The 18,543-nt window shown below is 62.6% G+C and carries 12 protein-coding genes; 1 reads left to right on the top strand and 11 read right to left on the bottom strand.

Translation table 11 applies throughout. The features are described 5' to 3' along the window. Nucleotides 1-686: 686 nt before the first annotated feature. The 11 genes from IDH44_RS09935 to IDH44_RS09885 all read right to left on the bottom strand — a co-directional run bounded on the left by IDH44_RS09935 (nucleotide 687) and on the right by IDH44_RS09885 (nucleotide 16,265). The gene (locus IDH44_RS09935) at nucleotides 687-2,177 is read right to left on the bottom strand and encodes an extracellular solute-binding protein (protein WP_223869537.1); all 1,491 of its coding nucleotides are present in this window, start codon (nucleotides 2,175-2,177) and stop codon (nucleotides 687-689) included. A gap of 46 nt (nucleotides 2,178-2,223) precedes the next feature. Continuing rightward, nucleotides 2,224-3,099 carry a carbohydrate ABC transporter permease gene (locus IDH44_RS09930; protein WP_317890153.1) on the bottom strand — a complete coding sequence of 292 codons (876 nt, stop codon included), beginning with the start codon at nucleotides 3,097-3,099 and terminating at the stop codon, nucleotides 2,224-2,226. Between the two features lie 17 nt (nucleotides 3,100-3,116). Then, complete coding sequence (locus IDH44_RS09925; protein WP_190917362.1) at nucleotides 3,117-4,046, bottom strand: ABC transporter permease; 930 nt, start codon at nucleotides 4,044-4,046, stop codon at nucleotides 3,117-3,119. A gap of 273 nt (nucleotides 4,047-4,319) precedes the next feature. Beyond that, nucleotides 4,320-6,128: a response regulator gene (locus IDH44_RS09920; RefSeq protein ID WP_190917155.1), complete on the bottom strand. Its 1,809-nt coding sequence runs from the start codon at nucleotides 6,126-6,128 to the stop codon at nucleotides 4,320-4,322. Then, a complete protein-coding gene (locus tag IDH44_RS09915; protein ID WP_317890152.1) occupies nucleotides 6,125-7,975 on the bottom strand; it encodes a cache domain-containing sensor histidine kinase in 1,851 nt (616 codons plus the stop codon). Before IDH44_RS09915 ends, IDH44_RS09920 begins: the two co-directional genes overlap by 4 nt. Then, nucleotides 7,972-9,477 (bottom strand): extracellular solute-binding protein, encoded by a 1,506-nt coding sequence (locus tag IDH44_RS09910; protein WP_223869536.1) that lies wholly within the window; start codon nucleotides 9,475-9,477, stop codon nucleotides 7,972-7,974. Before IDH44_RS09910 ends, IDH44_RS09915 begins: the two co-directional genes overlap by 4 nt. A 280-nt stretch (nucleotides 9,478-9,757) precedes the next feature. Then, entirely contained in the window at nucleotides 9,758-11,332 is a 1,575-nt protein-coding gene (locus IDH44_RS09905) for an FAD-dependent oxidoreductase (protein ID WP_190917151.1), read from the bottom strand. 394 nt (nucleotides 11,333-11,726) lie between these two features. Further along, on the bottom strand, nucleotides 11,727-12,821 hold the full coding sequence (locus IDH44_RS09900) for a LysM peptidoglycan-binding domain-containing protein (protein WP_190917150.1): 1,095 nt from the start codon (nucleotides 12,819-12,821) through the stop codon (nucleotides 11,727-11,729). Between the two features lie 99 nt (nucleotides 12,822-12,920). Then, nucleotides 12,921-14,156: a peptidase T gene (gene pepT / locus IDH44_RS09895; protein ID WP_190917149.1), complete on the bottom strand. Its 1,236-nt coding sequence runs from the start codon at nucleotides 14,154-14,156 to the stop codon at nucleotides 12,921-12,923. 191 nt (nucleotides 14,157-14,347) lie between these two features. Beyond that, the gene (locus IDH44_RS09890; RefSeq protein WP_190917148.1) at nucleotides 14,348-15,565 is read right to left on the bottom strand and encodes a LysM peptidoglycan-binding domain-containing protein; all 1,218 of its coding nucleotides are present in this window, start codon (nucleotides 15,563-15,565) and stop codon (nucleotides 14,348-14,350) included. A 352-nt stretch (nucleotides 15,566-15,917) separates the two neighbouring features. Next, nucleotides 15,918-16,265: a hypothetical protein gene (locus IDH44_RS09885; protein WP_190917147.1), complete on the bottom strand. Its 348-nt coding sequence runs from the start codon at nucleotides 16,263-16,265 to the stop codon at nucleotides 15,918-15,920. Between the two features lie 629 nt (nucleotides 16,266-16,894). Between IDH44_RS09885 and IDH44_RS09880 the strand changes: the two genes are divergently transcribed. After that, on the top strand, nucleotides 16,895-18,535 hold the full coding sequence (locus IDH44_RS09880; protein ID WP_223869535.1) for an alkaline phosphatase: 1,641 nt from the start codon (nucleotides 16,895-16,897) through the stop codon (nucleotides 18,533-18,535). Nucleotides 18,536-18,543: the final 8 nt, after the last annotated feature.

Genomic DNA, 18,543 nt, shown 5'->3' with positions numbered 1-18,543 from the left:
CGCTTATCTCAGATCGAGATGTAATTCGATGACACGCCACACGGAGAGTAGGCAAAGTGAGCGGCGACACTGCACGGCTGCCACACCGCGTATTCCGCAAAATTGGAAAGCTTCGTCCCGAAATCTGCATACGTCGGCACCGTGGCAATCATTACATTTACATCCCACATTATCGCCAAATTATAAATAAATTTACCTTAAAATCCCATATTGAGGGGATTCTCAGAAGTTTCTCTTCCCGTTATCCTCCATTCCACAATGGAAGTTGTTTATGCCACTCGTGTATGTAATAAACAAGAAGAACGGCATCGCCTATGTCTATGAGTCCGAAAACTAATGGGATACAGAGAAACAGCAATCGCGTAGACGCCACACTTGTGTCGGTAAGATAAATCCAGTTACAGGTGCGTTGATTCCATCGTCTAACAGAGTCCTTAACGCCTGCTAAACGGGGAACTGTTTACATTACAGAAACGAAGCGTCTCTATGGAGGCGCGACGAATCTGCTGGATACGAGCAGTGGGCATTACCGCGGATTTGAAGCAGTGCTTTCCGGATCATTACAACCTAAGTTCCCGCCTCCAACCCTCGTTATAATTGAGGCGGGAACTTAGGTTACATGCAACACATCCAACATGCTAGTGAGCCTCAATTATTTACTAGGGCAATCGATCGTAGGCGTCCTCTTACTCCCCTGCACCCGCCGACTGATACCATTCATTCGCAGACGCGACCATCTCGGCGCCGCCCTCGGCGTGCCACTGCTCGAGGAACTGGTCGTACTCGGCGATGTCGCGCGAGCCGGAGATGAACATGATGACGGCATCGGTCAGCAGCTTGTTGAGCTTTTGCGTGTTGCGCGAGACCGCGTCGATCGGCGGGGCTGTCGACATCGGATCGATGATGATTTCGGCTGCTTCCGCGTTGGCCTGGAACGTCTCATAGTAATGCTGCAGCACCGGGTCCTTGCGCACCCGCGCCTGCCAGTAGTCCGGATACGTATGCTCGTTGGTCCCCGTCATGTACGCGCTGCCGTTGTTCAGATCGTCGTTGAACTTGGGCAGGATCGGGAAGTACTTGCCGTCCTTCACCTCATGGTGCACGCCCTCCTCGCCGATCGCCAGGCTCTTGAAGACGTCGTCCGCCAGCTTGGCGTCGAGGAAGCGCATCGCCGCTTCTTTGTTTTCCGAAGCCTTCGGAATGGCAATGTACCACGTAATCGCGGTGCTGATGCCGACCTCGGCCGCGCCTTCTGCGCTCTGCAGATACGGAATCACAGCAATCTCGCTCTCGGGCGCGCTCTGCTCCAGCGCCTTGACCAGACCTGGCGCGTTCCACCACGCCATACGGAACATCGCCGCCTGCCCGCTGCTGAACTTCTCGATCGCCTTGGGCGTCGTATTGATCGGCATCTCCGAATCAAGCAGTCCCTCGCTGTACAACTTGTTCATATACGTCAGGAAGTCCTTCATCTGCGGCAGCTCGGCCTTGTGCGCGAGCGTCCCGTCCGTCTCGTTCCACGCATTGTGGATGCCGAAGGCGGCGGAGATATCGCCGAAGATCGCGTCCTTGCTGCCCGTCAGCGGGATGACCCCCTTCTCGTCCTTGATCGTTTTGAGCACCGTGTACAGCTCGTCCGGGGTCGTCGGCGCCTCCAGCCCGAGCTCATCCATCCAGTCCTGGCGCACGATCAGCTCCTCGCCGATGCTGATGCCCGAGCCCGTCTCGGGCACCGCGTAGATCTGACCGTCGATGGTCGAGCTCTGCCACGACGGCTCTTTGATGGCCGCCTTGACGTTGGCTCCGTAACTGTCGATCAGCTCGTCCAGCGGCTCCAGCGCGCCGGCCGTCGCGAGCTTGAAGAATTGGGGCGCGCTCAGCTTCATCAGATCGAAGTCCTCCTTGTTGGCGACCATCAGATTAAGCTTCTCGTCGGCGTTCTCGGCCGGCAGCATCTCATACTTGACCGGGAAGCCGGTCTTCTCCGTGATGGCCTTGGCCATATAGTCCTCGTTCGGGTCGAACAGGCTGTACTGCATCAGCATGCGCAGCTCCGGCTCCTCCGCCCCTTCCGCATTACCGCCGCCGTCCCCAGACGACGCGCCGTTGTTGCCTCCGCATGCCGCCAGTACGAGCATGCACGCGATCGCCAGGGCGATCATTGCGTTTCGTTTCATCGATTAGCGCCTCCCTTGTGCAGATAGATTGCGTGTCGCGCCACGCTCACCCCTTCACCGATCCGACCAGCACGCCCTTGACGAAGTACTTCTGCAAGAACGGATAGACGAGCAGGATCGGCAGCGTAGCCAATAATATGGAAGCAGCCTGAATCGACTGCGGAGTGGTATTAAGAGCAGCGTCGACGTTGTCCTTGAGGAACTCGCTGCTCGAAGAGACGAGTAGCTCCTTGAGGAACAGCTGCAGCGGCTTGAGATCCTGGTTGGTGATGTAGATCATCGCCGTGAAGTAGTCGTTCCAGAAGTACACCGCGAAAAACAGCGCAATCGTCGCCATGACCGGCAGCGAAAGCGGCAGCATGATCCGGAACAGCGTACGGACATTGCTGGCGCCGTCGATCTTGGCCGACTCCTCCAGACTGTCGGGGAGCGCCTCGAAGTAATTTTTGATGATCAGCAAATTGAATACATTGATCGCCGCCGGCAAGAACAGCGCCGGCATCGTGTTGACCAGCCCGAGCGCCTGCATCAGCAGGTACATCGGGATAAGTCCGCCGCTGAACAGCATGGTGAAGACGAACATCAGCAGCAGCCACTTGCGGCCGCGCAGCCGTAACCGCGACAGCGGATAGGCCGTGATCGTCGTCACGAACAGTCCGAGCGCCGTGCCGACGACGGCGAGCAAGACCGAATTGCCCAGCGACGTCAGGAACATCGCGTCCTCCAGGACATATTGATACGTCCCGAGCTGGAAGCCGACGGGCCATAGATTGACGCTGCCCGACACCACCGCCGCCTCGCTGCTGAGCGACTTGGCGGTCAGGTTCACGAAGGGCAGCAGCGTCACGAGACCGAAGAAGATAAAAAAGGCGATATTGCACCCGTTGAACAGCCGCTCGGATAACGATGTGCGAATGGACACGTCGTCCCCCCCTTTCTTTACCAGATGCCGCGCTGCAGATACTTGCGACTCAGCGCATTGCCGCCAATGACGAGCGTCAATGAGATGAGCGATTCGAACACGCCCACCGCAGTCGTAAAGCTGTAGTCCTGATTGCCGAGTCCCATACGGTACACATAGCTGCCAATGACGTCGGAGACGTTGTAGACCGTCGGATTGTACATGACAAGGATCTGCTCGGTGCCAGCCTCGAGAATATTGCCCAAACGCAGGATGAACATGAGCAGGATGATCGGCGCAATGCCGGGCAGGGTAATGTGCCATAGCTGCCGCAGCCGGCTCGCGCCGTCGATCTTGGACGCCTCGTAAAGGCCCGGATCAATCGTCGCGAATGCCGCCAGATAGACGATCGTGCTCCAGCCGGTCTCCTTCCATCCCGCCGAGGCGATCAGGACGCCGCGGAAGACGCTGCTGTCGAGGAAGAAGGCGATCGGCTCAATGCCAAGCAGCCCGAGCGCCTTGTTGAACAGTCCGCCGTTGGTCGAGAGCAGGTCGATGAACAGCCCCCCGACGATGACCCAGGACAGGAAGTGAGGCACATAGATGACCGTCTGCACCGTACGCTTGAACAGCATATGCCGCAGCTCGTTGAGCAGCAGCGCGACCAGAATCGGCAACGGGAACAAAATGGCGATCTTCAGCACGCTGATGATGACCGTGTTGCAGAACACCCGGGCAAAATCGGGCGACTGGAACAGATTGGCGAAATGCTTGCCGCCGACCCATGGACTGCCCGCGTAGCCTTCGAAAATGTTGAAATCCTTGAACGCAATGCTGATGCCGTACATCGGCGCGTACTTGAACACCAGCAAAAACAAGATGCCTGGCACAAGCAACAGATACAAGTCCCAGTCCCGTCGCATGTCGGCGCCGAGCCGCTGGCCCGCGCGCGACCGCGCCGGACGCATGGCCAGTGTGCCGCGGCGAAGTGCGGCTGGCGCGTCGTTGTGTTTCATCGTGGCCCCTCCCCGTCCATGCCGCTTGTGATGTATGCTTAAATTGTATCGGGGAGCGCGCGGCGCGAACAGGCGAGGCTCATGACGCTTTTTGGTACTTTCATGTCGAGAATGCGCTTTCAATAATTTGCAAGCGCAAACAACGGACAACTAGCGGGAGATAATCTGACTCGGAAATGAGCGGCGCGAAGCCGCGGCGATCGGCGATGCGCCATCGGCTCGCGCTCACCCCGACTTCATCCCGCCGGGCGTGATGCCCCAATACTTGCGGAAGACCTTGGTAAAATAGCTCACGTCGCGGTAGCCGACAAGCCGGGCCGCGTCGTATACGCGACCGCCGTCCCGCAGGAAGGCCTTGGCCCGCTCCATCTTGCGCTCGAGCACGTAGGCGGAGAAGGAGACGCCCGTCTCCTGCTTGAACAGCCGGCTCAGGTACGAGCTGTTGACATATAGTCGGTCGGCAACCGTATGCAGCGTAATGTCCTGGTCGAGTTCACCGTCGACGATCTTCAGGATGGCGCGTACGACCTGATTATTCGTCGTCTTGCGGCGGCACTGCAGATATGTGCAGATGCGCGCCGCCATTCGGCTCAGCCAGTCCCATGCCTGCGCCTGGCTGGCGAGCGAACGGACGTGGTGGAAGTAGTCCGCATCCTCGCCCGCAACCTGACGGATCGTCCAGCCCCGCTTGCGAATCGCCCGCAGAAGCAGATGGCTCGCGTACAGCACCGCCTCGTGGACGTCCTCCGCTGTCTCAGCCCGCGCCAGGCTGTCGTCCCACAGCAAGCGCAGCGCGGCCTGCGCCTGCGTCTCGTCGCCCGTCTCCAGAGCGAGCTCGAGCGCGTGCTCGGAGCCGGGCGTCGGTGCGGCGGGCGGAGCGTCTCCCGCCTGACGCTCGGCCGCATAGGGGATGGCGATGCCGCCCCCGTACACGATTCGCTCCTGCAGCGCCCGGCAAGCCTGGGCGTACAGCTCCGCCGTATCGCCGATGCCGCCTGCGCGCGCACAGATACCAGCGCTGGCAGACAGCCCGAGCGTCTCCCGCACATGGGAGAGCAGCCGGCCGACCGAGGCATGGACGCGCAGCGCGCAGTCATCCGGATCGTCCTCCGGCGGCATGGTGAAGATGAGCAGCGTCCGCCCCGACGCATCCGAAGCGATCCAGCACGACGCGGCAGCCAGTATCTCGCGGGCGAGATGCTCCACCTCGAATTGGGACAATGGACTGCCGAAGGCGCGATCCGCCCACTGCCCGGGGGAGACGGCCTCCCGTCCGACCGCGGCGTCCGCGCTCGGCTTGTGGTCGCCAGCCCCTGCCGCCTCCGGCTGCGCTGCGCCGCCCGCAGGGACGCTTGCCGCGCGACTGCCGCCCCGGCCCCTTGCCTGCCCGTTGTCCTCTCGCGTCGGCTCGCCCGTCATGCCCGCCGCGTCGCCGTACCGCCCCGGCCCCGGCAACGGGTCGACATCAACCACCGCGACGACAAAGCACTGGTCCGCGCGCAGCGCGACGCCGTAATCCTCGCAGCGCCGCAGCACCGTGGTCTCATCGTAGGCACCGCTCGTCCAGCGCTGTAAGAAGGCGCTCTGCAAATGTGGCAGATGAGCCGTCCAGCGCTCGCGCAGCGCCGCCTCCTCCCGCCAGCGCTCCAGCTCGGCGCGCAGCTCGCGTCCCGCCCGCAGCACCGCTTCCAGCAACTCCCCGTCGTCGACAGGCTTAAGCAGGTACTGCGAGACGCCCTGGCCGAGCGCATCCTGCGCATAGCGGAAGTTGTCATGGCCGCTGACGATGATCAGCTTTGTGAAGGCGCTCGTCTCTGGACGCTCCCGCAGCTTGCGCACGAGCGTCAGGCCGTCCATCTGCGGCATCTGCACATCGATCAGCAGGATGTCCGGCTTTTTGCGCTCGGCCAGATGCAGCGCCTCGGCCCCGCTCGCAGCCAGCGCCACGACCTCGATGCCGTGCGCCCCCCACGGGATATGATTGGCCAGCCCCTGCCGCTGCTGCAGCTCATCGTCTACAATCATCAGCTTCATGTCGTCTGCTCCTCCTCGTGTACGGGCAGCGCAGCAGCATCCAGAGCCTCGCGGGAGCGCAGCGGCAGCCGCAGCGTGACGGCCGTGCCTTCTCCCTCCCGGCTCTCGATAGCCAGCTCTGCCCCGGCGCCGTAGTATAGCTTGATCCGAGCCAGCACATTGCGCAGACCGAACAGGTCGCGGACGGCCGTCTCGCTCACCGAATAGAGGTGGAAGTCCTGCCGGGCCAGCCGCTCCATCTCCTGCCGGACGTAATGCGCGCGCGCCGCGCTCATGCCCGCGCCGTTGTCGCGCACCTCGATCTGCAACAGGCGCTCGTCTACGACCCGTACGGCGACGAGCAGTCGACCGCCCTCGTCCCGGCCCTCCAGTCCGTGCAGAATGGCGTTCTCCACCAGCGGCTGCAGCAGCAGCTTCAGGATCGGCACGTCGCGCGCCGCCGCCTCCACCCGATACTCAACTGCGAAGCTGTCCAGGAAGCGAAGCTGCTGCACACGGACATAGTAGTGCAGGTGCGAGAGGCATTCGTCGACCGTAATGACCGCCTCCCCCTTGTTGAGGCTGAGGCGGAAGAAGCGCGACAGGTTGAGCACCATCTCGCTGATCTCCTCCGCCTCGTAATTTTGCGCCGTGCGGTGAATCGAATTGAGCGTGTTGTACAGGAAGTGCGGGTTGATCTGCGCTTGCAAAAAATTAAGCTCAGTCTTGGCCAGTCGAAGCTGCTGCTCGTAATGATCCTCGATCAGGCGGCGCTGGTCGACGACCATCCGGTTGAACGCCTCGGTGAGGTAACCAAGCTCGTCCTGGCGGCGGTTGTCGAGCCGAACGGTCAAGGCGCCGCCGCCGACCCGCTTCATTCCCTTGACCAGCTTGTCGACCGGCGCCGCGATGCCGGCGTAGATGACCCAAGAAATGCCGAGCGCCAGCAGGATACTGATGACAATGATGACGAGCGTATACACGCGCAGTTGATCCGTCTTGGCGTACAGCTCATGGCGCGGCTGCCGCATCGTGAGCTGCCAGTTGGAGTAGCTCGAGTCGATGGACACGGTCAGCATCCCGGCATCCTCCTCCCGCTGCGGGGACGATGCCGGGACGACGTCGCCCCCTTCCGCCCTGCTGGAGCCGGCGACAATCTGGCCTGTTTCCGTGCGCAGGTAGATCGTCGTTCCCGGCGAGGGCAGCAGCGACTGCATCAGGTTAGTGAGCCGGCTCATGTCGAGCGAGATGAGGACCAGGTCGCCCCGCCGCTGGCTGTTGTACAGATCCATCGTCCGCACGAGCGAGACGCCGTCCGTCTGCGCCAGCTCGCCCAGTTGGCCGCCGCCCACCTCCTCCTCCGCCAGCAGATAGGCGATGGCGGTGCCGTTCTCCGCCGCGATCCGCTCCAGCCAGCGCCGCTGCGCGGGGACATCCACCATGCGGCCGCCGTCGCGGGTGGAGACCAGCATTTGCGAGGGCATGTGATAGACGGCGATCTGCGACACCATGCGATTGACCGAGTTGACGTTAGACAGCTTGCCGAGCACCTGCGCGAAGTCGACAACCGCCGCGGCGTCGACCCGCTCGCCATGCTTATTGAGCAGTTGGAGCAGATCGGGGTCGGTCGCCACCAGCGTCGAGATCTCCTCGACATTTTGCAGCGTCAGATCAATGTAGTCCATCGCCGAGGAGAGCGCCGTCTCCGAGCGCTCCGCCGCCTGCTCAAGCAAAATATGGCGGGAGCGCTCGACCGCGAACAGACTGGCCAGCACGAGCGGCAGCAGGATCAGCAGGAAGTAACAGGTCAGCCGGAACTGAATGTTGCTCTGGAACCGGTCCCGCAGACGGGATAGGGGATTGTTCACGATGAGCCATCCTCCTCGCGCTGCGCATCGTACCAGGCATTGACCTCCCGCGTGATCTGCTCGCCGCCCTCGGCGTACCACTGCGCTACGAAGTCGTCGAAGGCCTCCGGCGGATCGACGCCGACGACGATGCGGGTGAACACCTCCTCCAGCTCCCTGAGCCGGGTCATATGCCCGCTCATCGCCGGCGTCGGCGTGCCGTAGAAGCGATCGGGGATCAGATTGTGCGCGATCCGCTGCTGATTGTCGTACAGGCGGAACTGCTCGCCAAGCGAGTCAAGCCGCCTCTTGTCCAGCAGTGGATCGGGGATATCGACCAACGCCTGATACATGCCGCGATACAGATGCTTGTCATGCTCGGGAAAGTCGGTCACCATCCGGCCGTCCTCCATCGTCCAGATCTCTCCCTCGAAGCCTAACTTGAGGGCCTTGGCGCCGTCGCCCGCGATGAAATTGAGCAGCTGTACGACCCGCTCCGGGTGTTCGGCACCGACGGGCGTCACATTGAAGCCGCGGATCAGATTGTTGCCGTAGACGCCGTACGTCCCGCTTGGTCCAACCGGATAGTCGAGCGCGATCCACTCCGCCTCCGGATCGTTGCGCATGCTCTGCGCGATCGGCCCGCGCGTATCGTACCAGGCTGCGGAATAAAGGCCCACTTGACCGCCCGCGATCTTGTCGATCAAATTGCCGTTGCGGTTAAGCGGGAAGAGCGGGTCCAGCAGCCCCTCGCGGTATAGCCGCGCCAGGAAAGCCAGCCCCTCCTTCATCTCCGGCAAGGTGCTGCCGTAGACAAGCTCGCCGCCGCGCTCCAGCCAGATGCCGCGCTGCACGCCGAAGGCGCCGAGCAGCGGCGCCGAGCGCCCGAGGTCCTCGGTCAGCAGCAGGCCGATCGTATCGTCCTTGCCGTTGCCGTCGGGGTCGTCCTCGGCGAAGGCCCGAATCACCTCGTAATAATCGTCCAGCGTGACCGGAGGCCCCAGACCGAGGCGGTCCAGCCAGTCCTTGCGCGCGTACATCAGCTCCGTGCCCTGCACCTCCATCAGGCTCGGGATGGCATAGATCTCCCCCTCGTACCGCACGCGCGCCCACGCCTCCTCGGGAATGCGACGCAGCAGCTCCTGCCCGTACGTCGCGAGGAGATAATCGAGCGGCAGCAGCTTGCCCCGGTCCACATATTCATCCACCCATACCGGATTGTAGGTATGGATCAGATCGGGCAGCTTGCCCGAGGCCATAATGGCGTTCAGCTTCTCCTCGTACACCTCGCTCGGCGGCAGCTCCACGCGTACGTCCAGCTCCGTCTCTTCGCGCACGTAGGCGATATACGGATTCGTGTTCTCGTCCATGCCGTCCGGGAAGGTCAGCCCGAGATCGTTGATGACGATCTCGACGCGGGCCTCCTCTCGGACCGCGACCGGGCCTCGCGCCTGCTCGCGCCCGAGCGACGCCGTTAGCAGGACGAGGAGCAAGAGCGACAGACTGATCGCGAGCTTGCGCATGTTCGACTCCCCCATCCATCGGAATGTGAAGAATCATACCACAATTCAGCGAATAGAAGTTTAAAATTTATCGCCCTTTAGCGAAAATAGAATGGGGATGTAAGAAAAACGAACAAACGTAAAGCGTTTGCAATTACGTGGACAAAGAGGAGGGCCTGTCCACCGAAAGGACAGCTCCTCCTCGTTCCACAAAATCGAGCGCCTGGACGGCATATGCAACGCCGCCCCGCTTGATTTCAAGCGAAACGGCCCGCGCCCTACTTGGCGGCGCCTTCTCGCACTATAGCGGCCGCAGCGCCGGCCACTCCAGCTCGATGCCGGCCTCGCGGAGCTGCTGCTGATACGCGCCCAGCGCTGCGGCATCGCCCCGCAGCTCACGTGGCCGCATGCCGTGCACGAAGCAGTAGCTCACGCAGTGCGCCGCCGCCTCGCCGATGTTCCACTCGACGGGATGGAGACGGTAGCAGCCGTTCGTAATATGCGTGACGCCGAGATTTTTGGCGGCGGCCAGCAGGTTGTTCACGCGCACCGGGATGAGACTGCCGAGCGGAATCTGGAACGGCAGCGACGAGATATCGATGTACGGCCGTCCGCCCGTGCTCGGATGCAGATCGATCCGGTAGCAGCCGACCCCGACCGTGTCGGCGAAGCGCTCGGCCTGACCATCCGGTCGGCAAGCTGTAGCGACATGCTGCTCGAGCACCGTGAAGACGGCGCGGATTCGACGCGATTCGCGAATGTACGGGTACATTGCCAGCCCGTCCTCTGTTCCCGTGACGTCCGGCCGCAGCCGAAGTCCCGGGTAGCCCTTCCCCCCGTCCGGACGGGGCGCCTCGGTCTGCATCCAATACAGCATCGACAGACTCAATTGCTTGGCCGCCTCCAGATGGAGGGTCCGTTCCGCTGGCGGGACATCGATGACCGAGCCGAGCCAGTAGTCGTTTTGCGGCCAATTGACGAGCGTCATCGAGGTGCGATGCGGCCCCGGCGCCAGATGCTCGCGCGCAGCGATCTGGCGGTAACGGAATAGCGAGAACGCTCCGTCGCCCGGGAACAAGCCGTAGCGAATCGGCTCCATCGTCGCCGGCCGCACCCCGGTCCAGCTGAGCAAGCGATCCGGCCAAAAATCGGGCTGGTACGACGCCCAAAAGTCATACTGCTCGGGTCTGGCAATCGTGTGGTCCTCGCCCTCCAGGTAGTCCATGGCAAAGCACTGCGTAAAGCCCTGCATATTCTGCGGCTGCGCCTCGCCCTCCACGGCATGCGGCTCCCCCGTCTCGCTACGCGACTCCGCGCCAGTGACGTACTCGACGCCCGCCAGCGGCAGCACGTCTCCGCATTCCGTCGCGTCGAGAAAGTATGGCGCGCTCAGCCGCAGTCTGCGGCCGCTGTCAAGGCTCTGTACGGTCACGGCGACGATCTCGTCGCCGGACGTCTCCGCCTGCACCGGGACATGACGCGTCCACAAACGCAGCTGGCCGCTATGAAGATACGGCGCCAGCATGCCTTCCAGTACGGCCAGCGCGACACGCGGCTCGTGGCACAGGCGACTGACGCTGCCGCCGCCGGGATTGAGCTGCGGAGCGGTCCGCGCCGCCTCCGTGAGCGGCAGTCGCTCGCGATAGTAGTCCCGCACGCCCTCTCGGAATTGGCGGTACGTGCGTGTGCATCCGAACGACTCGATCCACGGGTGCTCGTCCGGCGGCACGGCTTGGCTGGTCAGTTGGCCGCCGATCCAGCGCGTCTCCTCGGTCAGGATGACCGTCAGCCCTGCCTTCGCCGCAGCCAGCGCCGCGGCGACGCCGCCCGTCCCGCCCCCGACAATGACGAGATCGGCTTGCTGCGTTTGCTTCATTCGTTATGACCTCCTTGCCTGCCGCGTGCAAGCAGCGGGCCTTTTTGTTCCATTGTAGGAGCCTGCCGAACGATACGCTAGGGTAGAGCGATGACCTTTTTTGGTAACCTGGTGCGATGGTATTCGACTGACCACGCCACAAGGAGGCGGGAGACGCATGGAGCCGGACGAGCAGATCCGATACTGGCAGCATGCCGCAGCCGAGCCGACGACGCGCACCGTCACCGGCGATTTCGACCATGACGTGCTGCAGGGCGTGCTCGAAGAATGAGCATGGGCGGCAAAGCCGCTTGACTCCAAAACGACGGCAGCCCCCCGATCCGCCGAATAATCGGATCGGGGGGCTGCCGTTCGCATGTCGGACAAGATCGGCGCGGCCATGCGGCCGCTCCCGCTACAGCTCGGGAATCTCCAATTGCGCGCCGGCCTGCAGTTGATCGCCGTCGGCCAAGCCGTTCGCTTCAGCGATAGTCGCCGCATGCTTGCCGGAGCCATAGTACTGGCGCGCGATGCTGTAGAGCGTATCGCCGCGCTGCACCGTATGCGTCCAGCCTCCGGCGGTTCCGTCCTCCTGCTCCGCCGCGGCGAGCGGAGGGATCTCCAGATTGCTGCCGGCCTTGAGGTCGTCGGTCGCGGCCAGTCCGTTGTGCCGCGCGATCAGGGCCGCGTAGTCCCGCGAGCCGTAGAACTGCTGCGACAGCCGGTAGAACGTATCGCCGGCCTGCACCAGATAGGTCGCGGGCAGCTCCACCTTGGTATAATCCTGCAGCGGCCGCTCCGAGGCATCTGCGCCGGAGGACGGCGCCGGGATCTTGAGCTTGGTGCCGACCTTCATGTCGTTGAGCAGCACGATGCCGTTGTGCTCGGCCAACAACGCCACGTATTGCTTGGAGCCGTAGAACCTCGCCGAGATCGAGCTGAGCGTGTCGCCCTTGCGCACGGTGTAAGTCGTCGGGAAGCTGCGCTCGTCAGCCGCGCCGCCATTCCCGCTCGTACCGCCGCCGCTCGCGCCGTTCGAGCCCGTGCTGCCGCTGCCTGAGGCCGAGTCAACTGCCGCGCCTGATGACTCGCCCGATGATTCGCCGCCTGCAGCGCCCGCGTCCTCATCCGTCTCTGTCCCGCCCGTTGCTTCCGGCTCGCTTGCTTCCCCTGACTCGCCTCCCGGCTCATCCGCTGGATCGGACACGCTGGAGCCGCCTTCGTCGGAGCCGCCGTCTTCCCCTGCGCCGCCGGATGCCGGCCCGTCTCCCGCGTTCGTGTCGTCCGCCGGGGCTTGTCCGCCGCCGCCGTCCTGCGCTTGCTGCCCGTCCTGTGCCGGGTCGTCGAGGTTGCTATAGATCCCGTACAAGACGCCGCAGACGATGACCAGAATGGCCAGCACCGCGATGCCCAGCCACATCTGCCGCCGCCTTTTGCCGGGCTCGCTGCCGCCATGGCGGTCCGACCGCGACCCTAGCGGGCCGCGTTTGGCATTCAATTGTGGATCCATGGTCCGCACGCTCCTTTGTACGCCCGCAGGCTGTCCTATCCATCTATTGTACGCAGATGCATGACCTCGTGTAAATCCCCGTCCAGGCCTAAAAGTGCCCTACTCGCCGCCGCGGCGCTCGAAAGCCGTCACGATGCCGATCAGCACCTCGACGGCGCGCACCATGTGATCGGCCGAGATGTATTCGTAGCGGCCGTGATAATTCTCCCCGCCGGTGAACAGATTCGGCGTCGGCAGGCCCATATACGAGAGCTGCGAGCCGTCCGTGCCGCCGCGGATCGGCTCAATGATCGGCTCGATGCCAAGGCCAAGCATCACATCGCGCGCCGCCTCGACGATCTCGAATACCGGCTCGATCTTCTCCCGCATGTTGAAATATTGGTCCTGAATCTCGAGCGCCACCCGGTCCGCGCCGTAGCGGCCGCGCAGCTCCTCCACGAGCGTCGTCAGCTCCGTCTTGCGGCGGGCAAAGCCATCCCGGTCGAAGTCGCGGATCAGCAGCTGCAGCCGCGCCTCCTCCACCGTGCCCTGAATGCCCATCAGATGATAAAAGCCCTCGTACCCCGCCGTGCGCTCGGGCGTCTCGTCTGCGGGCAAGCGGGCCGCCAGCTCGGCCGCCATGCGGGCGGCGTTGACCATCTTGCCCTTGGCCGTGCCGGGGTGCACGTTGACGCCGTTGCAGACGATCGTGGCCAGCGCCGCGTTGAAGCTCTCATACTGCAGCTCGCCGAGCGGACCGCCGTCCACCGTGTAGGCGAAGTCCGCGCCGAACGCCTGCACATCGAAGCGATGCGGGCCGCGGCCGATCTCCTCGTCCGGCGTGAAGGCCACGCGCAGCCGCCCGTGCCGCAGCTCCGGATGCGCCTGCAGATGGGCGAGCAGCGTCATGATCTCGGCGATGCCGGCCTTGTTGTCCGCGCCGAGCAGCGTCGTGCCGTCGGTCGTGATCAGGGTATGGCCGGCGTACTGCGCCAGCTCGGGAAATTCGCGCGGCGAGAGCACGACGGGCGGATCCTGGCGCAAGACGATATCGCCGCCCTCATAGTGCACGACCTGCGGACGGACATTGGCGCCGCTCAGCTCCGTCGCCGTATCCAGATGAGCGAGCAGCCCGATCGTCGGCACCGGCCGATCCGTGTTGGCGGGCAGCGTCGCCATCAAGTAGCCGTTCTCATCGAGCGTGATCTCCTGCAGGCCGAGGCCCTGCAGCTCCTCCGCCAGAAGCTTCGCAAGCACGAGCTGACCCGGCGTGGACGGGCAGCTCGTGCTTGTCGGATTGGACTGGGTATCGATTTGGACATAGGCGCTTAGGCGCCGGATCAGTTCCTGCTTCACAGGCACAGTTCCCCTTTCGCACTGGGCGCAGCCAATCCGAGCTCACCCGGACACGAGGCAAGATCAGACGGCTGCTGAATTACTCCCATTTTGCGGCAGCCGGGGGCGAATGTCAATTTTCGACTGGAACGACGAACCGGACACGACAAAAACCCCGTCTCCAGCGGAGACGGGGGTGAAGCCAATCGTATTTATTGGGTCGCCGGAATGACCAGCACGTCGCCGGCCTTGAGCCGGTCGCTGTCCTGCAGCGTATTGGCCTCGACAATCAAGCTTGCCTGCGAGGCGCTGCCGTAATAGAGCAGCGCGATGCTGTAGAGCGTCTCGCCCTTCTGCACCGTGTGCTGCTGCGCGGACGCAGCAGCGGGCGCGGAAGCCTCCTCGGACGCCGGAGCTGTCGCCTCAGACGATGCCGACGATGTCGGGGAAGCCTCCTTGCCCTGCGCCGTACGCGCATTCTCGAGCGCCGGGATCTCCAGCGACGAGCCGGCCTTGAGCGCGCCCGTCTCGTCCAGCCCATTGTGCAGCGCGATCGCTTCGGCGTGCGCGCCGGTGCCGTAGAATTGCTTCGACAGATGAATCAGGGTATCGCCGGATTGCACGAGATACGTCGCCGGCAGCTCGACCTCCGTATAATCCGGGCGCGTAAGCGACGAGGTCTCCGCTACTAGGGTGTCCACAGTCGGCAGCTCCAGCGTCGTGCCGGCCTTCATGGTATTGATGAAGATCAGATGGTTGTATTCCGCCAGCGCCGCTACATACTGCGCGGAGCCATAATAAGCTGCCGCAATCGAGGTCAGCGAATCGCCCTCCTGCACCGTGTAGACCGTCGGCAGCTCCAGCGCCGGCTGCTGGCTGGCGCCTTCCTCTGCTGCCTGTTCGGCCGAGGCCGTCGAGACGGCCGTCTTGCCTCCTGCAACCGCCGTCGATGGCTCGGCAGGAGCTTCGACAGCCGCGCTTTCCTCGGACGACGCAGGCGGCGCGCCGGCGCCGTCAGATTCCATCGTCGCATCTGTGGCGGAAGGCGCGGCTGCCTCGGCGTTCGGCACGCCGGCTGCAGCGCCGGAATCGGCTTTCGCCTGTTCGACCTTTGCAGGGGCATTTGCCGCGCTCGGCGCGTCAGCTCCAGCACGCTCGGCTGCGCCGACAGGCTCGGCCACAGCCTGCGCCTTGGCTGCGCTCGCATCCGCAGCGCCGGCTGTATTGTCATTCGCGGGCTCCAGCGCGAGATCGCCGCTCTCATTCGTCTGCCCGTCCGTTTGCACCGTGTCATTGTTCATGGCTCCGGCAGCCAATGCCACGTGCTCCAGCCCGGTGCGCGTGGTAAGGTACATGTTGTACAGCATCCCGCACATGACAGCCAGAGACAGGACTACCGCGATGCCCAGACCGACCATCATGCGTTGCATCTTTGGCTTTTTACCTGTGGGCCGCCTGCGCGGCGAGAATACCATATCGCTTTGTTGGGAATCCAAAACCTGATCTTCTCCTTTATTCGTCAAATTATTGGGCCCAAGGATTCTAAATAACACGTAACAAGCATCCAAAGACCCTTGTTGTTGATCCTTAAGGCTCATCCACTGACAGCATACTACACGAATCTGAACAAAAACTAAACATTGGAAAATCCGGACGTATTGTCAATTCACACAAACGAAAGGGTATTGCGCATCAAACTGGAAATTCTTCTGCATCGCTCGACAATCTGAGTCCAAAAAACACGGCCTACCCCTTTCGAGTAGACCGTGTTTTGCGGCGCAATCAGCGCCAGTTTTGAGGCGGGGGCGGGGGCGGGGCGTAGTGGCCGCCATCCGGACCGCGCGGATCCGCTTTGTTTTGGAAGAGGCTCACCAGAAGCAGCAGCCCTGCGGCCAGATGCAGCGCCCAGCCCAGCAGCGGGATGGAGCCGAGCAAGGAAGCTACGATGCCCACGACCGAGCCGTACATCGCCTCCCGGCTCCGCGCCGAGAGCACCAAGGTCACGATATGCACCACCAGCATGAATGTGAGGACGGTATAACCGCTCCCCAAGACAACGGCGCCGCCCAGCAGCGGGATGGCCAGCAGCAGCTCGCCAAAGCCGGAAAGCAGTTTCATCAGTTTTGCCATGCGCGCATCCCACCTGTCCTTGTATAAATACGATCATTCCCTGCGTATATGTTGTTATACGGTACAGATGCGATTCGGTTACATGCACGCTTTATTAATGGATTAATGATAAAATTCACTGTTAAATACGATAAAAGATTCATGTTCCCTTTTGACACTTACCAGTAGTCGGATAGCTGTATATTCGATACAAGTTAATTGTTTGACATTGCTGTTTTTTTTGATCGGAAAATCGAATCACCCACCCTGCTCGCCCTTCCTCAATGCTGTAAAATAAAGGGTGCTGGCTGCTACCATATCTATCTTTCGCTACTTCGATTGCCTTATTTCTCCCGAACGGAGGGATGTGGTTCCAATAATAAATAAAGGAGAAGATGAGTACTCCGCTAATAGCAGCAGAGCTAAAAAAAAGAAAAATCTTTTTGTGTCTATGCACTTGTAAACTACGCAAACTGTAAAAATGAAACAACACGACTGCGAAAAATAAAACCATGCTCCCCCATACCATTAATATGTCCAAATAGCTTTACCAAACCTTCACCCCCGCTTAACGCCCCGTTGATACAAGCCCATTAAGCTACTTGAGGAAACGTTAAAATTACGATCCACTGAAGAGAGGGAGTGCCTGGATGAACACGAAAGCACGCTGGATGCGCAAGATGGTGGCCGGCGCGATGGCCGGAAGCCTGCTCGCCGCCTCGGCAAGCGGAGCGGCCGCACAGGATGCCGATCTGACGCAAGCATCGGCGCAAGCCGAAATCGAGAATGTCATTCTGCTCGTACCGGACGGAATGGCCATTGATGCTACCGCCCTGGCGCGCTGGTACAAGGGCTCGGCGCTGACGCTCGACAGCATGGCGAGCGGGCTGGTACGCACGCATTCGGCGGATGCGCCGATTGCCGACTCGGCGCCGGCGGGCACCGCCTTTGCCACCGGCTACAAGTCGCACACCGGCTTCGTCGGCGTGCTGCCGGACGAGGCGACGACGCCCGGCGTCCCCACGGTCGACCCCGCCGACGCCCGCAAGCCGATCGCTTCGGTGCTCGAGGCGGCCAAGCTGGACGGCAAGGCGACCGGCATCATCGCCACCTCGGAGATCATGCACGCCACGCCGGCCGACTTCACCGCGCATTATCCGAATCGGGGCAACTACGACGCGCTCAGCATGCAGCAGGTCTACAACGGTGTCGACGTCGTGCTCGGCGGCGGCAGCCAGTTCCTGACGCGCGAAGGCCGACCGGACGGCGCCAATCTGATCACGTCCATCCAGGCCCTCGGCTATGACTATATTACGACGCCGGACGAGCTGCGCCAGACCGACGCAGCCAAGGTGTGGGGCATGTTCGCTCCCCGCGCGATGGCCTACGACATGGATCGCGACCCGGCCGAGCAGCCGAGCCTCGCCGAGATGACGGACAAGGCAATCGAGCTGCTGGACCGCGACGAGGACGGCTTCTTCCTGATGGTCGAAGGCAGCAAGGTCGACTGGGCCGCGCATGCCAATGACCCGATCGGCATCCTCAGCGACGTGCTGGCCTTCGACGAGGCGGTTAAGGTGGCGCTCGACTTCGCCAAGGAAGACGGCAGCACCGCGGTCATCGCCGTCACCGACCACGGCAACGGCGGCTTGACGATCGGCGACCGGGCGACGAGCGGTACATACGACAAGGAGCCGTTGTCCGCCTTCATCGGTCCGCTCAAGAAGGCCAAGCTGACCGGCGAAGGCGTGGAAGGCAAGCTGAACGAAGGCCGTACGAACGTCGAGCAGGTCATGGCCGACTACTACGGCATCACCGATCTGACGGACGAGGAGCTGCAGGCGATCCGCGACGCTCAGCCCGGACGCCTGAACTATGCGGTCGGCCCGATGATCAGCGCGCGCGCCCACATCGGCTGGACGACGGGCGGCCATACCGGCGGCGACGTCGTGCTGTACACGTACGCGCCCGAAGGCGCCGAGCGTCCGATGGGCGTCATCGACAACACCGATATCGCCTGGTACATGGCCGAGTCGCTCGGCCTCGATCTGGATGCGACCAGCGAGCGGCTGTTCGTCGATGCCAAGAAGGCGTTCGCCGCGATCGGCGCGGACTATCGCACCGACGGCGACCAGCTCGTCGTGACGCTGGACGGCCAGACGCTGGAGCTGCCGTTCCACAAGAGCATCGCCCGCCTGGACGGCAAGAGCGTCGCGCTCGAAGGCGTGATCGTGCACAACGGCAAGCGCATCTATGTACCGCAGCAGGCGGTCGAGCTGCTCGCCAGCTAACCCCTCGT

Origin of the sequence: Paenibacillus sabuli (genome assembly GCF_014705605.1) — a bacterium.
GTDB classification, from domain to species: domain Bacteria; phylum Bacillota; class Bacilli; order Paenibacillales; family Paenibacillaceae; genus Paenibacillus_D; species Paenibacillus_D sabuli.
This window is presented reverse-complemented; position numbering and strand designations above follow the sequence as displayed.

Coding starts and splice junctions, on each gene's coding strand:
- IDH44_RS09935 (WP_223869537.1), bottom strand. CDS start 2,177: ATGAAACGAAACGCAATGATCGCCCTGGCGATCGCGTGCATGCTCGTA.
- IDH44_RS09925 (WP_190917362.1), bottom strand. CDS start 4,046: ATGCGTCCGGCGCGGTCGCGCGCGGGCCAGCGGCTCGGCGCCGACATG.
- IDH44_RS09920 (WP_190917155.1), bottom strand. CDS start 6,128: ATGAAGCTGATGATTGTAGACGATGAGCTGCAGCAGCGGCAGGGGCTG.
- IDH44_RS09910 (WP_223869536.1), bottom strand. CDS start 9,477: ATGCGCAAGCTCGCGATCAGTCTGTCGCTCTTGCTCCTCGTCCTGCTA.
- IDH44_RS09905 (WP_190917151.1), bottom strand. CDS start 11,332: ATGAAGCAAACGCAGCAAGCCGATCTCGTCATTGTCGGGGGCGGGACG.
- IDH44_RS09900 (WP_190917150.1), bottom strand. CDS start 12,821: ATGGATCCACAATTGAATGCCAAACGCGGCCCGCTAGGGTCGCGGTCG.
- IDH44_RS09890 (WP_190917148.1), bottom strand. CDS start 15,565: ATGCAACGCATGATGGTCGGTCTGGGCATCGCGGTAGTCCTGTCTCTG.
- IDH44_RS09885 (WP_190917147.1), bottom strand. CDS start 16,265: ATGGCAAAACTGATGAAACTGCTTTCCGGCTTTGGCGAGCTGCTGCTG.
- IDH44_RS09880 (WP_223869535.1), top strand. CDS start 16,895: ATGAACACGAAAGCACGCTGGATGCGCAAGATGGTGGCCGGCGCGATG.